13 protein-coding genes are annotated in these 14,502 nt (G+C 59.1%); 5 read left to right on the forward strand and 8 right to left on the reverse strand.

What is annotated here, in order from left to right; all coding sequences use genetic code 11:
• Positions 1–9: 9 nt before the first annotated feature.
• The 3 genes from FEZ21_RS15495 to aroE form a co-directional block, all read right to left on the reverse strand.
• Positions 10–705, reverse strand: coding sequence for a hypothetical protein (locus FEZ21_RS15495; RefSeq protein WP_127195350.1), 696 nt, complete (start codon positions 703–705; stop codon positions 10–12).
• A gap of 136 nt (positions 706–841) precedes the next feature.
• Positions 842–2,278: an MFS transporter gene (locus FEZ21_RS15500; protein ID WP_127195349.1), complete on the reverse strand. Its 1,437-nt coding sequence runs from the start codon at positions 2,276–2,278 to the stop codon at positions 842–844.
• 56 nt (positions 2,279–2,334) lie between these two features.
• A complete protein-coding gene (aroE, locus tag FEZ21_RS15505; RefSeq protein WP_127195348.1) occupies positions 2,335–3,150 on the reverse strand; it encodes a shikimate dehydrogenase in 816 nt (271 codons plus the stop codon).
• Between the two features lie 31 nt (positions 3,151–3,181).
• Between aroE and FEZ21_RS15510 the strand changes: the two genes are divergently transcribed.
• The 3 genes from FEZ21_RS15510 (at position 3,182) to FEZ21_RS15520 (ending at position 6,875) form a co-directional block, all read left to right on the forward strand.
• Entirely contained in the window at positions 3,182–3,517 is a 336-nt protein-coding gene (locus FEZ21_RS15510) for a hypothetical protein (RefSeq protein ID WP_156428464.1), read from the forward strand.
• A gap of 242 nt (positions 3,518–3,759) precedes the next feature.
• Positions 3,760–5,346, forward strand: coding sequence for an ABC-F family ATPase (locus tag FEZ21_RS15515; protein ID WP_003445814.1), 1,587 nt, complete (start codon positions 3,760–3,762; stop codon positions 5,344–5,346).
• Between the two features lie 341 nt (positions 5,347–5,687).
• Positions 5,688–6,875, forward strand: coding sequence for an MFS transporter (locus FEZ21_RS15520; RefSeq protein ID WP_003445815.1), 1,188 nt, complete (start codon positions 5,688–5,690; stop codon positions 6,873–6,875).
• Positions 6,876–6,893: 18 nt separating this feature from the next.
• Here the strand turns inward: FEZ21_RS15520 and FEZ21_RS15525 are convergent, their stop codons facing one another.
• A complete protein-coding gene (locus FEZ21_RS15525; protein ID WP_160627757.1) occupies positions 6,894–7,925 on the reverse strand; it encodes a dienelactone hydrolase in 1,032 nt (343 codons plus the stop codon).
• A gap of 171 nt (positions 7,926–8,096) precedes the next feature.
• Positions 8,097–8,708, reverse strand: a complete 612-nt coding sequence (locus FEZ21_RS15530) for an FMN-dependent NADH-azoreductase (protein ID WP_003445824.1) — start codon at positions 8,706–8,708, stop codon at positions 8,097–8,099.
• Positions 8,709–8,834: 126 nt separating this feature from the next.
• On the opposite strand from FEZ21_RS15530, the gene FEZ21_RS15535 reads away from it, so the two are divergent.
• Both FEZ21_RS15535 and FEZ21_RS15540 read left to right on the forward strand, forming a co-directional pair.
• A complete protein-coding gene (locus FEZ21_RS15535) occupies positions 8,835–9,743 on the forward strand; it encodes a LysR substrate-binding domain-containing protein (protein ID WP_003445825.1) in 909 nt (302 codons plus the stop codon).
• Positions 9,744–9,751: 8 nt separating this feature from the next.
• On the forward strand, positions 9,752–10,096 hold the full coding sequence (locus FEZ21_RS15540; RefSeq protein WP_160627759.1) for an MmcQ/YjbR family DNA-binding protein: 345 nt from the start codon (positions 9,752–9,754) through the stop codon (positions 10,094–10,096).
• A 4-nt stretch (positions 10,097–10,100) separates the two neighbouring features.
• Here the strand turns inward: FEZ21_RS15540 and FEZ21_RS15545 are convergent, their stop codons facing one another.
• From FEZ21_RS15545 to FEZ21_RS15555, 3 genes are all read right to left on the reverse strand, one after another.
• Positions 10,101–10,499 (reverse strand): DUF1294 domain-containing protein, encoded by a 399-nt coding sequence (locus FEZ21_RS15545; protein ID WP_003445827.1) that lies wholly within the window; start codon positions 10,497–10,499, stop codon positions 10,101–10,103.
• A 35-nt stretch (positions 10,500–10,534) separates the two neighbouring features.
• Complete coding sequence (locus tag FEZ21_RS15550; protein WP_003445828.1) at positions 10,535–11,365, reverse strand: undecaprenyl-diphosphate phosphatase; 831 nt, start codon at positions 11,363–11,365, stop codon at positions 10,535–10,537.
• Positions 11,366–12,648: 1,283 nt separating this feature from the next.
• Positions 12,649–14,496: a polyurethanase gene (locus tag FEZ21_RS15555; protein WP_160627761.1), complete on the reverse strand. Its 1,848-nt coding sequence runs from the start codon at positions 14,494–14,496 to the stop codon at positions 12,649–12,651.
• Positions 14,497–14,502 lie beyond the last annotated feature (6 nt).

Below are 14,502 nucleotides of genomic sequence, written 5' to 3' on the forward strand. Positions count from 1 at the left end.
GCGCCACTTTCAATGATGCGGCTCTTGCCAGGAATCGCTGTGCGACGCACTGCCACCCCCTGCACCATCGCCCCCGGCTCCCCCGCCCTTGCCAGCACTTCTGGAGTCGCCCTTATCACCTTTGCCGCCACCTGAAGAAGACGGGCGAACCGGCCCCTGCTTTGGAATCGAAAGCTCGGCGGGTACGGGATCAAGATCAAGCACGGCGCGAATGAAGTCACGAAGCGAGGTAACCAGTTCGGCGGTATGAATGGGACGCCCTGCCACCAGCTCCGTGGCTGCTACTGCCGCCATCCGGACCTGCTCCTCGGTACCCAGCAGAATGATATCGGACAGCGCCGCTTCAACCGCATCGCGTACCCGCCTTGAGCGGTCGCCATTGCCCTGCACGGCAACAGCTTGGGTCAGAGTCACGCTCTCGGCAGCCTGATCCGGGCTGGTGTTGGCAGTCGCAGTCCTGCGGCGCAAATCCCGCAGATGAGTGGGATCAACCTCAAGATTTCCGGTGAAGGAGCCACCCAGGGTTTTGTAGGCCGCGATGAGGGTACGCAAACGTTCATTGATCTGACGGTTTTCCCGCTCCCGCCGTTGCTGGATCGTATGCATAGCCAGCAGACGAATCCCGACCCCGATAACGGTGATCAGGACTAATCCTGCAAGCGTTGAGAGGATGCCCTCCCAGGAACTGAAATCCAGATTGCGCATGCTGACTCCAGGACTCGAAGGTGGTCCGGTTTAACCAGACTCCCGAACTGGAGACTCTAGCATCCTGCGCGGTCAGCATCTGTGAGCTGCCAGCCAGGGCTGCCCGGGGTAACAAGCAGCCTGGCCAAAGCGCTGATCAGGCAGTACCTGTCGCGGTGCTGGAGCCGTTTGCCGGCGCTGTTGCAGGGTGGGCAATTTCCCAGGCATCACGGGGCTCGTCCAGGTCGCGATTGAGGGTTTCCGGGGTCTTGAAGGTTGTATAGAGGGTGATCAGTGTGAGCAGGGTCAGATAGCAGGCAATCGGCAGCCAGGCACCGACCCCGGCGCTGGCGTCGCCGTCATGGCTGGCCACGACCAGGGCGATAAGACCTGCACCGATCAGCGGTGCAATCCCCCCTGCAATCACTGCCGAGGCTTCCCGGGCGATCGACACCCCCATGTAGCGGTGGCGCGAGCCGAACAGTTCAGGCATCAGTGCCGCCTGGGTGCCGAACATACCCCATGTACCGATGCCCAGCGCGATGGAGATGGCGATGATGCTCGCTACCACGTTGCCCAGGCTCAGCACCCACCATACCGGGAAGGCCAGGGCCAGTTGCAGCAGGGCGAAGGCCCGGTAAACCACCACGCGTCCGAACCGGTCGCTGAGCATGCCGGCAACCGGTACGGTGAGCGCGCCGAGACTGGCGGCGCAGATAAGTGTCAGCACGCCCACCGGCCCTTGCAGACCTACCACGCCAACGATGTAGCTCACAGCCAGGGCCTGGTAAATCGATGAACCGCCGTTTTCCCCCAGGCGCAGGCCGATACCGATCAGCAAGCTGGGCCGGGAGTGTTTCATCGCACTTTTCAGCGGGTTGACGCTGACGCGCTTGAGCGCCTTGAGGCGGATGAAGGTCGGCGACTCCTTGAGAGACAGACGCATGTACAGCCCCAGCGCCACGATCACCACACTGCTGAAGAACGGCACGCGCCACAGCCCGCTCTCGATGACATCGTCATTGCCGCTGACCACCAGGAAATACACCACTGCCGCGAGGATGGTGCCCAGCTGGATGCCAAGGAACGGCAAGGCGGCATAGAAACCGCGCCGGCCCCGGGGTGCGTATTCGGTCATCATCACCGCCGCACCGGCCTGTTCGGCGCCTGCGCCCAGCCCTTGAAGCAGACGCAGAATCACCAGCAGTGCCGGTGCCAGATAACCGACCTGATGGAAACTTGGCAGGGCTCCGATCAGGGTGCTGGAAACGCCCATCAGCAGCACCGTCGACGTCAGCACGAACTTGCGCCCGACGCGGTCGCCGATCATGCCGAACAGCACGCCGCCCAGGGGCCGTACGGCAAAGCCCAGGAAATAGGTGCCGAAACTGGCGATCAGGCTCATGGCCCGGGTCTGCTCAGGAAAGAACAACGGCCCGAAGATCAGCGCCGAAGCCAGGGTATACAGCGCAAAGTCGTAGTACTCCAGGGCACTGCCCAGGGAGCAGGCCCAGGCGGCACGGTTCAGGTCTTGCTTGCGCGCCTGGCCGTCGGGGATCAAGGCGCTGTCGCATGGGGCGTTATCGAGAGACATAGGGGGACCTCCAGGTGCCTTTACGGCATCTTGTTATTGACCGGTGGTGGGGCTGGTTACAAGTTCAACCGCTGGATTTCCTGAAGCATGGCCTGCTCCATGATGTCGAGGGGCGCTTCTTTTGCGGTGTACAGCTCGATTTGCCGACAGGCTTGATGGACCAGCATCCGGGTGCCGGCCACGGTCGTGCAGCCCAGGGCTTTGGCTTGCTGCAGCAGAGCGGTGTGCACCGGCATGAACGCCACATCCATGACAATCAGATGGCTGGCCAGGCGCCCGTCCAGCGGGTTGCTGTCCGGCTGCTTGAAGCCCACCGAGGTGGCATTGATCACGATATCGAAGTTGCTGGCCGTGAATGCCTCGACGCTGCCCCCCCATCGGGCCCCCAGATCCTCGGCCAGGGCAGTACCGCGTTCGGCAGTGCGGTTGAACAGCGTGACCCGGGCCGCCGCTTGCAAGCAGCCGAAGACCACCGCACGGGCGGCGCCGCCGGCACCGATCACGGCGATACGTTTGTCCCGCAGACCGGTAACCTCCTGCAACGCGCGAATCGCCCCCAGGTAGTCGGTGTTGTAGCCGGTGAGCACCCCGTCGACATTGTTTATGGTGTTGACCGCGCCAATCACCCGGGCCGACTCGTCGATGGCATCCAGATGAGGCATCACCGCAGTTTTGTAGGGCATGGAGACATTCATGCCGCGCACCCCCAGAGCGCGAATGGCCGCCACGGCAGCAACCGGGTCTTCGACGCCAAAACAGACAAAGGTGTAATCCAGCCCCAGGGCCGCATAGGCCGCGTTGTGGATCTTTGCCGAGAGTGAAAACGGCGACCCCATGATAGAGCCGCACAGCGTTGGCAGGGATTGAGGCATAGCAGAGTCCTTGGCGTGGGAGTCAGACGACGTGATTCAAGCCACCCTCGACGAACAGGGACTGGCGGCGAAAGCTGTCGATCATGTCCATCTCCTTCCCTGGATCGATGAGTGGGTCAATGCCGCCACTTTCAACCGCTACCTCCCCGGGACGCCAATCGTTTATGTTGATGCCGTGATCACCGCCTGTGATCACCAAAAAACCGTCACCCTCCGGGAGCAAATCCCGCAGGCGTTCTGGCCGGTTCTGGATATGGGCGCCGGAGCGCGATTTGACGCAGGAAAACCAGCCGCCAGGGCGGGCCAGTACGTCCGCCAGCCCCCGGGACCGGCACAAACAATGGGAGGCCGGCGCCAGAGAAGCTGAAGACCCGTTATCGCCCGCCGTACAACTACCGTCATACTTATGCGACAATATGCGTAATGTCTGGCATGAATCCCGCCTTTATTGCCCAACAGCTTGGACACAGCGTCCAGATGCTGCTCTCGACTTATGCCCGCTGGTTGAACTCAAGCGGCGACTGGGGAGAGATGGATAAGCTCCAAAATGCCCCAGGAATGGCCCAAGCGCCAAATGCGCGGCCCGCAACCCATTGATAGGTAAAGTAATTGATCTCCACAGCTAACATCACGATGCAGTTCGGCGCAAAGCCGCTATTCGAGAACGTATCCGTAAAATTCAGCGCCGGTAACCGTTATGGTTTGATCGGTGCCAACGGTTGCGGCAAGTCCACCTTCATGAAAATCCTCGGCGGAGACCTTGAGCCGTCCGGCGGTCAGGTCATGCTGGAGCCGAACGTACGTCTGGGTAAATTGCGTCAGGACCAGTTCGCCTACGAAGAATTTACCGTGATCGATACCGTGATCATGGGCCACGAAGAGCTGTGGAAGGTCAAGGCTGAGCGCGACCGCATCTATTCCCTGCCGGAAATGACCGAAGAAGACGGTATGGCCGTGGCCGAACTCGAAACCGAGTTCGCCGAAATGGACGGCTACACCGCTGAATCCCGTGCCGGCGAATTGCTGCTGGGCCTGGGTATCGGTATCGAGCAACACAACGGCCCGATGAGCGAAGTGTCACCAGGCTGGAAGTTGCGGGTATTGCTGGCGCAGGCACTGTTTTCCGATCCTGAAGTACTGCTGCTCGACGAACCGACCAACCACCTGGATATCAACACCATCCGCTGGCTGGAAAACATTCTGACCCAGCGCAACAGCCTGATGATCATCATCTCCCACGACCGGCACTTCCTGAACAGTGTCTGTACCCACATGGCTGACCTTGACTACGGCGAGCTGCGCCTGTTCCCGGGCAACTATGACGAGTACATGACGGTTGCGACCCAGTCGCGCGAGCAACTGCTGTCGGAAAACGCCAAGAAAAAGGCCCAGATCAACGAGCTGCAATCGTTCGTCAGCCGTTTCTCGGCCAACGCCTCGAAATCCAAGCAAGCCAGCTCCCGTGCCAAGCAGATCGACAAGATCACCCTGGCCGAGGTCAAGCCTTCGAGCCGTGTCAGCCCGTTCATTCGTTTCGAACAGAACAAAAAGCTGCACCGCCAGGCGGTCATCGTCGAGAATATGGCCAAGGGCTTCGACGGCAAGACCCTGTTCAAGGACTTCAGCTTTACCGTTGAAGCCGGTGAGCGCGTAGCGATCATTGGTCCGAACGGTATCGGCAAAACCACACTGTTGCGCACCCTGGTCAATGAACTGACCCCGGATGCAGGTACGGTCAAGTGGACTGAAGCGGCAGAACTGGGCTACTACGCCCAGGATCACGCCCACGACTTCGAAGACGACTACACCCTGTTCGACTGGATGGGCCAGTGGACCCAGGGCGAGCAAATGGTACGTGGCACTCTGGGCCGCATGCTGTTCTCCAACGATGACATCCTCAAGTCGGTGAAAGTGATTTCCGGTGGTGAGCAAGGTCGCATGCTGTTCGGCAAGCTGATCCTGCAAAAGCCGAACGTGTTGATCATGGACGAACCGACCAACCACCTGGACATGGAATCCATCGAAGCACTGAACCTGGCGCTCGAGAACTACCCTGGCACCCTGGTCTTCGTCAGCCATGACCGTGAATTCGTATCCTCGCTGGCCACTCGTATTATCGAGCTGAGCCCAAGCGGCGTGATCGACTTCAGCGGTACTTACGATGACTACCTGCGCAGCCAGGGCGTTGTGTTCTGATATCGGACACTGCGCATCGCTGAACAAAGCGTCATAACGAAAACCCCGTCACACTGACGCAATGCTGCTCACATAAGTAAACCCTGCCTTTGCAGGAGCGAGCTTGTCTCGCGATGATTGTTAACGAGAATGCGTGTTACAGATTGAACACAGCGCCCTCGAGCACATCGCGATACAAGCTCGCTCCCCCCTTGAGACAGCAGTCGTTTACGTGACCGGCATTGCGCCCGCTGACGGGGTTTTTCGTTTCTGCCAGACCACGAATATCGTTAGCCTGCTTTCTTTTGTCCCGGGGCCACGCCATGATGCCGGTCTACGACTGACAGCCGGACACTCTGCTTATGCCTGCGCAACATCCCTCCCCCGCGAGCTCGCTGTCGGTCACGCTGCAAATTCTGTCAATCGTGTTCTACACCTTCATCGCCTTCATCTGCATCGGCCTGCCGATTGCCGTATTACCGGGCTATGTCCATGACCAGCTGGGTTTCAGCGCCGTGGTTGCAGGCCTGGCCATAGCGTCGCAGTACCTGGCCACCTTACTCAGCCGACCCGGGGCCGGACGTCTGGTGGACAGCCGCGGGACCAAGCCCGCCATCGTTTATGGCCTGACCGGAATCGCCATCAGTGGCGCTCTGACGTTGCTGGCAGTGATGCTCCAGGACTGGCCATTGCTGAGCCTGGGGGTCTTGATTGTCGGGCGGATTTTCCTGGGCATCGCCCAGGGGCTGATAGGTGTCGGCACTATTGTCTGGGGTATTGGCCAGGTTGGCGCCGAGCACACTGCCCGGGCAATCGGCTGGAACGGCATCGCGTCCTACGGCGCCATTGCCATAGGTGCGCCGCTGGGGGTGGTGATGATCGACCGCCTTGGCTTCCTCAGCCTGGGCATCGCCCTGCTAGTGCTGGCGGTGCTGGCACTGCTGCTGATACGCAACAAGCCTTCGATCCCGGTGGTTCGCGGCGTCCCACTGCCCTTCTGGTCAGTGTTCAGCCTGATTGCCCCGTACGGCATCAGCCTGACTCTGGCCTCCATTGGCTATGGCACCCTCACCACATTCATCACCCTGTTTTATATCGACCGCGGCTGGTTCGGCGCAGCCTATTGCCTGTCGGTATTCGGGGTGTGCTTTATCCTGGCGCGGCTGTTATTCACTAACAGCATCAATCGCTTTGGCGGCTACAGCGTGGCGATCGCCTGCATGACCATCGAAACCGTCGGTCTTGGATTGCTGTGGCTGGCCCCCTCAACCGGCTATGCCCTTGCGGGTGCGGGGCTGGCGGGGTTTGGCCTGTCCCTGGTGTACCCGGCCCTTGGCGTAGAAGCCGTCAAACAGGTGCCCCTCACCAGCCGCGGCGCGGGGTTAAGCGCCTATGCCGTGTTCTTCGATCTGGCGCTGGCCATTGCCGGGCCGATCATGGGCGCCATTGCCTTGAACATGGGCTACCCATGGATCTTTTTCAGTGCAGCACTTTTGAGTGTGCTGGGCTTGACCCTGACGGTCGGGCTATCCCTGCGCAAAGCCCGCTAGCGCCTCGACCAACAGCCCTTACGGACCTGTTGCGACCGTACTCGTGGTTGGCGATGAGCCCAGGGTTTTGCTGAAAAACCGCCCGGCCTCATAAATCAGATCGCGATGGACATTCTCGCGATCGACCCCCAGGGCATCCGTACACAAACCGGGCATTACCGCCTTTTGTGCATCGGTACAGGGCGCCATGAACACAAAATGCCCGGCACCGGGGATCACCTTGAACTCAGGCTCCACCGGCAGTTTGCGCGCCAGGGCATCGGCGTTTTTATCGGGGTACACCAGCTTGTCGTTATCGCCGCTGTAGAGCAGCACGGGCACATGCACTTGCGCCAGGGTTTCACGCCCGAACATCAGGCTCAACGGCGCCATCAATAACAGCGCACGCACCCGTGGATCGGCTACCGGCACCAGATCATCGCGGTCGGCGGTCAACTCGCCCTTGGTGGTGCACGCATCATGATCATCCGGGCGTTCCTGACAGTAACGGCGCAGGCGGTCCAGATCGGGCTGGGCTCCGGCCAGGATCAGAGCCGTTTCGCCCCCTGCGGAATAACCGATGACTCCCACCTCATCGTCATGCACATAGGCCGAGAGTTCGGGGTCGGCCAGCACAGCGCTGATGGCCGCCGAAATCTGCATCGGGCGGCCGTAAAGATTACTCAAGGTGCCCAAACGGCTATGGTCCTTATAGTTATCTCCGGGGTGCAGTACCGCCACCACCACAAACCCCTTGCGCGCCAGCGATGTAGCCAGATCGTGCAGGGCCAGCGGCGTCCCCGTGTTGCCATGGGACAACAGCAGCAGCGGGTAATGGCCCATGGCGATTTTGGCCTCTTCGGCGGCCTCGATCTCATAACCGCCGATTTTGCTTATGCCTTCGGCATCAGTGGACGGATAAAAGGCAATGGCATGCATCGGCTGTTCATCCAGCGGATCGAGAAAACTCAGGCGATGAAAACCAGCACTCCAGTGCACCGCGGGCTCGGCCTGCGCCATGACGGGGCAAGTTGCCAACAACAAAACCAGTACTGCCCACAGACGCATCATCGATGCTCACCTTGAATGACGCCCGGTTAATGCCAGCGCTGCCAGGACCTTGATCCAGAGGCTTTGCATAACCCGAGCCAGAGGCTAAGGCCAGACGTAAAAAAACTCCGTACCCTGGCCACTTCAAGCGCCCAGAATACAGAGTTTAGTAGGTGTAACGATTTAGATAACTTACGCCGCGCTGAACAGATCCTGCTTAATTTGCGCCTGTGCATCGTTCATGGCTTTGCTGCGAACTTCATCACCATAGGCAAGGCCATGGGCCCGTACGAACTCAACATCGGTGATCCCCAGAAAGCCCAACAGCACCTTCAGATAATCGTCGTGGGCTGCGCCAGTGGCTTGCCCGGCGTGCATGCCGCCGGAAGTCGAAACCACGATGACTTTCTTGTTGCCGCACAGGCCCTGGGGGCCGGCTTCGGTGTAGCGGAACGTCTGGCCGGCCACTGCGATCCGGTCGATCCAGGCCTTGAGCTGAGTTGGAATGGTGAAGTTGTACATCGGAGCAGCAATCACCACTGCGTCCGCTTCCAGAAATTGTGCCAGGGTTGCAGCGCTCAACTCGGCTTCGTGCTTTTGCGCCGCATCGCGCAATTCGGCCGGGGTACCGGCGGCCACCAGAGTCGCTGCCGAGAAGTGATTAATGGCCTCGCTGGCCAGGTCACGATAACTCACTTCAACCCCTGGCTCTGCCGCTTGCCAGGCCTTGACCACTTCGCGGCTCAACTGACGCGAAGCCGAGTTGTCGCCCAGAATGCTCGAATCGATATGCAATAGTTTCATGGTGATCTCCAAGTGAGGACCGCCACTGGGCGATCAAGTGAGGTAGATGCTACCAATGAAAGCAATCGACGATAAGGCTGCCAACATGCGATAGTTCGTCCCACCTGTAGGACAGTGAGCCCAGCCATGCAAGACCTTAACGATCTCTATTACTTTGCCAAGGTGGTCGAAGCCGGTGGTTTCGCTGCTGCCGGCCGTTTGCTCGGCATTCCAAAATCGCGTTTGTCGCGACGTGTGGCCGAACTTGAGGAACGTCTCGGGGCGCGCCTGCTGCAGCGCACCACGCGTCAGTTGAAGCTGACCGCCGTCGGCGAGCGCTACCTGAGCCATTGCCAGGCCATGTTGCTGCAGGCCGAGATGGCAGACGAGGCTGTCGCCAGCATGTCCAGCGAGCCGCGGGGGCGCTTGCGGGTGTCCTGCCCGGTGGGGCTGGCCCATGAATTCATGCCCGGAGTCATCAGCTCTTTTCTGAGTGCCTACCCTCACGTACAGCTGGAAGTGATTTTGCTCAACCGGCGCGTCGACCTGATCACCGAGGGCATTGATGTGGCCTTGCGCGTGCGCGAACTGGGGGATGAAGACCCGTTGCTGGTCACCCGCCGCTTACGTCAGGCCCAGACGGTAATGGTTGCCAGCCCGGAATTTGCCCGCCAGTGGCCGATCAATAGTCCTGACGACCTGAAAAACGTGCCACTGCTGGGCGCACTTGAAGCTGACCGCATGGTCCATCTGCGGATGCTCGATGAACAGGGAAAAGCCAGCGACCTGGTACTGGAAGCACGGCTTGGCATTGATGATTTTGTGGTACGCAAAGCCTGCGCACTGTCCGGTCTTGGTTTTACCGTGCTGCCCATGATGTATTGCGAACAGGAACTGCAAAGTGGCCAGCTGGTACAGCTACTGCCCAAGTGGTCACTGCCCGGCGGCTGGCTGCATGCCGTATACCCCCATCGACGCGGGGTGATGCCGGCCGTGCGGGCCTGGATCGATCACCTGGCCGAAACGTTCAACCGTTGTGGAGACAAATTGCTATGAACCAGGCCATGACCAAGCAACAGGTAGCCGACTTCTGCCGCAGCTTGCCCGGGGTCAAGGAGGGTGTGAAATGGGGCGGGGTCGAGGTGTTCTACATCGACCAGAGCAAGATGTTTGCCCTGTTCAACCTCAACAGTAACGGGCTGTCGTTCAAGGTCGAGACAGACTTGTTCCTGGGCTACGTGGACCGCCCGGGGATACGCCCGTCGCCGTATCTGGCGCGGGCGTACTGGATCAATATGCAGGCGCCCTACCCCATGGGCGCCGCAGAGTTACAAGACCTGCTGCGCCGCTCCCACCAGTTGGTGGTCGGCAAACTGCCGAAAAAACGGCAGATCGGCTTGCTCCTCTGATGGCTTACAGATCCGCGAAGGTCAGCTTCAGGAACAGCACATCAATCCACAGCGCCTGATGCACGGCCACGATCAGCCAGAACCACAGCTGATAGGAGAGTTTGCGGGTTTTATGGCGAAACAGCTGTTGCGCCACCAGCGCCCCGGGCCAGCCGCCCAGCAACTCGACCCCGTGCAAGACCTTCTCCGGGGTGCGCCACTGACCGGCTTTGGCCTGTTGCTTGTCGTACCAGTACAGAGCAAACGCCAGGCAGCTTGCCAGGCCATAGACCAGTAACGGTACGCGGCTGATGCCGGTGAGCAACAGACTCACCGAACCGCCTAGGGGCAACGCGCAGACTGCTACAAACACCAGCAGCTTGATCTTCAGGCCACGAATCGGCGCGCCGTTTTTATCGGGCATCCCTCCATGGCCCGCACCTTCCTTCGCTGCTTTTCTCACGCAGAAGCTGCCGACCAGTTGATCCAGCCAAACTGCCAGGTCGCCAGAATCAGCAGACCGAATGCAATCCGGTACCAGGCGAACGCGGCATAACTATGGTTCGAAATGAACTTGAGCAAGGCCCGTACTGCGATCATCGCGAAGATAAACGAGGTCACAAAACCAATCGCGAACACCGGCAAATCGTCCGGCTGGAACAGGTGACGGTATTTGTAACCCGAATACACCGCCGCACCGACCATGGTCGGCATTGCCAGGAAGAACGAGAACTCGGTAGCCGCCTTGCGCGACAGGCCAAACAGCAGGCCGCCGATAATTGTGGAACCCGAACGCGACGTGCCCGGGATCATGGCCAGACATTGCGCAAAACCGATTTTCACTGCGTCTTTCCAGGTCATGTCGTCTACGGTTTCAGCACGGATCACATGCTGGCGACGTTCGGCCCAGAGCATGATCACACCGCCCACCACCAATGCCGTGGCCACAGTAATGGGGTTGAACAGGTACTCATGAATCACGTCGGCAAAAATCACCCCCAGCACCACCGCCGGCATTACCGCGATGATCAGGTTGACAGTAAAGCGCCGGGCTTGTGGTTGAGTTGGCAGACCGACGACAACGTCGATGATCTTGCGGCGAAATTCCCAGACCACGGCCAGAATCGCACCCAGCTGAATAATGATATTGAACGCCATGGCGCGTTCGCCGCCGAAGTTCAGCAAGTCCGCCACAATGATTTGGTGGCCGGTACTCGAGATCGGCAAGAATTCCGTAAGGCCTTCTACTACACCCAATATCAACGCCTGTGCGGCAGTCCAAAGATCCATCGTTCCCCCATAAGGCCCTGCGTCTTGCAGAGCGGATTAGTCAAAAATCGAGATGTGAGTGCAACCGCTGCCGCGGGGGTGGGTTACAGCCGTGTCATTTTCACCAAGGTGATGTGAAATAACTGTCGGAAATCAATAAATATCCGGCGTTGGAATTCCGGCCGAGATCCTATCAGACGCATTCCAGTTTGGCTGCTATGACATCGAGAGGGGGGCCAGATCAAAACGATCCAGTAGTCGCTGTTTTGCTTTTTGCTTTTTGCTTGTTGCTTTTAAAAACGATGTCCCTGCCGCCACTGGATAGTCGAAACGACGCGGATGCCCATCACAGAAGGCCGAACGCAGGTGCTGTTGTGGGGGCGAAACCTGTATTTCAGATAAACGCCTGTGCCGGATATGTACTCGGTAGATCTATAAATCCCACCGTGTACATATCCGTTTGATGTATCACGGCTCTCTACGGGTTTCGCCCTTACGGCGAGTCCCTTTTGTCAAACAGCCGAGTGTCGGACCACCACAAAAAGAACCAAAAAGGCCTTGCCCCAGCGTACGGCCTTCGCTGCGCTCAGGTTCCCTCGCTCCGGCCCCGCTCCGTGGCCACGCCGTGACGGGCCATCCATGGCCCAACACGGCTCTCCCGGCATCCATGCCGGGAGGACCACTACGCAGAACCTCCTCTCGGCCTCCCGAAGGGGCCAGTAGATCAAGATCAAAAACAAATCAAAAGCAGATCAAAAGCAGATCAAAAACGACCTTGTAGGCGCTGTTTTGCTTTTTGCTTTTAAAGACGATGTCCCTCCCGCCACTCGATAGCCGGAACGACGCGGATGCCCATCACAGGAGGCCGAACGCAGGTGCTGTTGTGGGGGTGGCGAGGCAGGACGCCGAGCCAGCCGTGCCGGGCCATGGATGGCCCGTCACGGCGTGCCCCCACAACAGTGCCGGAGTGAGGGTACCGGGCGAGCCTAGGCGAGCTCGGCCGTATGGTAGGGCACAGACCTTTTGGGTACTTTTGGGGCGTTTGCCAAAAGTACCTCGCCGTAAGGGCGAAACCCGTAAAAAGCCGTGATACATAGAACGGATATGTACGCTCAGTTTTAACTGCGGTACCGCGTACATATCCGTTACAGACGTTTAACTGAAATATCGGTTTCGCTCTTACAGCGAGTCCCTTTTGGGGCGTTTGCCAAAAGTGCCTCGCCGTAAGGGCGAAACCCGTAAAAAGCCGTGATACATAAAACGGATATGTACCTGTGTGGCTGCTACCGGAAGCAGGCTCGGCCCTAGGCGATAACGATATCGCTACCCACCAGCGAGGCCAGTCCCACACCGACCAAGGTCACCGAGTCACTGCCAAAACTCAGCACAGTATCATTCCCGGACACACTGGCATGGGCCCGGTAATCGGCCTCATGGCCACCCTCCACGCCCAGGAAAACCAGGCGGTCGGCGGGCTGATAGCCCAGCAAGGTGTCGTTGCCGAAATGCCCGCTGAAGACAAAGGTATTGCTACCACCCAGCGATTCCAGCAGGTCATCACCAGCGCCACCGATAAACACATCATTACCCGCCGATCCAAGCAAATGATCGTTGCCGCCCTGGCCCAGCAGCCAGTCACCGTGATCACCGGCCTTGAGGATGCTGTCGCCCGGCCCTGCGTTCACCGAATGGGTGTAGTCCGTGCGGCTATTGCCGGCCCATAGACCGTCATCGGCAACCCGATGGCTGACCGCCTTGCTCAGCCCCAGCCAGCCGGGCTCATCGCTGACTAACAGGCTGATATCCCGGGCAAGGGTGATACCGCCATGGTTGTCGCGCACATACAAAGTGCCCTGTCCGTCATTGACTACATCTACCCGGTTCAGGGACTGCTGCAGGTCCAGAGTATTGACCCCCTTGCCCCCCAGAATGATGTTGTAACCACCGCTGTCGCGAAAGCTGTCATTGCCATCGCGACCTTCGAGAAAATCATTGCCGCGCCCGCCCTGGATCAGGTCGTTACCCTCACTGCCGATGATCAAGGTAGTGCCCGTGTGCTTCTCGGCGTTGCGGTTCAGATCCTGTACCCAGTTATTTTCCCGCGCCGGGTTGGACAGGTTGGCCACCACGATGGTCGAGTCCTTGTGCGTCAGGTCATAGAAGGCCGAATCAAGAATACGGTTCATCCCGCTTTCGTAGCCGCTGGGCAAGTGAGTGACCCAAGTCGAGACATTGGCGATGGAAAACGGCATCAGGTTCCACGCCACAGATGCGTAGTGATCGTTGAAACTCACAATGTTGTTGGTGGCAGACGCTTGATTGGCGTCATGCACTCCCAGGGATGACAGGCTGAAGTCCGACCCGTTGAGGGCGCGGAACACCGGATCGTTCTCATAGCCGATATTCAGCACATTGGAGGTAACGGTACTTTGCGTCGGCGAGGCAAAGGCAATGTAGCTGGCATCACGATAAAACCCTGACCAATGATCGCCACTCAAGTCAGCCAGGCTATTGACGGCCAGCCCGCCCAGGCTATGGCCGCTGACCAGCACATCCTTGCCTGCCAGGCCCTGGCTGCCGGCAAAGGCAGCGACCTTGCCCAATAAGCTGTCAAAGGCGTTGCCGGTGTAATTTTTGGCGTAATCGGCAGGCCCGATGGCGGCCAGCAAATCACTGATGGCATCACCGATGGAATCACTAATCAAGGATTCCCGTGGCCCGCTGGTGCCGCGAAAACCGATACCGATAGCGGTCAGTTGCCCATCGGCGTCGTACTTGCCGAGGATCTCCACTTGGGCGCTGTCATAGCCCGGCTTTTCACCGAAAAATGTCCCGCGCTGATCGACTTTGCCTGCATAACCCAGCTGCTGCGCGCTGATGGGGCTCCAGCCGGCTTTTTCCACCGCTTCCCGGGCCAGTTTTTCCGAGTCCGGGTTCCACGGGATACCCGGCACCACCCCCTGAGAATCCACGCCACCAAGCACGGCCTTGACCAGGGTGACGGGCAGACCGGTACCCATGCCATTTTTCTGGTAGCCCACGGCAAAGCCATTATCGAGGTTGTGGTAGCTATAAAGCGTGATCGCCAATGCATCTTTAAACAGTGCCGCAGACACGTTTGACCCTACATCCTTGTAGTCAAAAACTGCCATGGTTTT

The sequence above is a fragment of the Pseudomonas sp. 9.1(2019) genome, assembly GCF_009910445.1.
In the GTDB taxonomy this organism is placed as follows: Bacteria; Pseudomonadota; Gammaproteobacteria; order Pseudomonadales; family Pseudomonadaceae; genus Aquipseudomonas; species Aquipseudomonas paraversuta.

Bases quoted from the DNA above. Each gene is read 5' to 3' on its own strand.
- FEZ21_RS15495 (WP_127195350.1), bottom strand. From the start codon at position 705: ATGCGCAATCTGGATTTCAGTTCCTGGGAGGGCATCCTCTCAACGCTT.
- FEZ21_RS15500 (WP_127195349.1), bottom strand. From the start codon at position 2,278: ATGTCTCTCGATAACGCCCCATGCGACAGCGCCTTGATCCCCGACGGC.
- aroE (WP_127195348.1), bottom strand. From the start codon at position 3,150: ATGCCTCAATCCCTGCCAACGCTGTGCGGCTCTATCATGGGGTCGCCG.
- FEZ21_RS15520 (WP_003445815.1), top strand. From the start codon at position 5,688: ATGCCTGCGCAACATCCCTCCCCCGCGAGCTCGCTGTCGGTCACGCTG.
- FEZ21_RS15525 (WP_160627757.1), bottom strand. From the start codon at position 7,925: ATGATGCGTCTGTGGGCAGTACTGGTTTTGTTGTTGGCAACTTGCCCC.
- FEZ21_RS15530 (WP_003445824.1), bottom strand. From the start codon at position 8,708: ATGAAACTATTGCATATCGATTCGAGCATTCTGGGCGACAACTCGGCT.
- FEZ21_RS15535 (WP_003445825.1), top strand. From the start codon at position 8,835: ATGCAAGACCTTAACGATCTCTATTACTTTGCCAAGGTGGTCGAAGCC.
- FEZ21_RS15540 (WP_160627759.1), top strand. From the start codon at position 9,752: ATGACCAAGCAACAGGTAGCCGACTTCTGCCGCAGCTTGCCCGGGGTC.
- FEZ21_RS15545 (WP_003445827.1), bottom strand. From the start codon at position 10,499: ATGCCCGATAAAAACGGCGCGCCGATTCGTGGCCTGAAGATCAAGCTG.
- FEZ21_RS15550 (WP_003445828.1), bottom strand. From the start codon at position 11,365: ATGGATCTTTGGACTGCCGCACAGGCGTTGATATTGGGTGTAGTAGAA.
- FEZ21_RS15555 (WP_160627761.1), bottom strand. From the start codon at position 14,496: ATGGCAGTTTTTGACTACAAGGATGTAGGGTCAAACGTGTCTGCGGCA.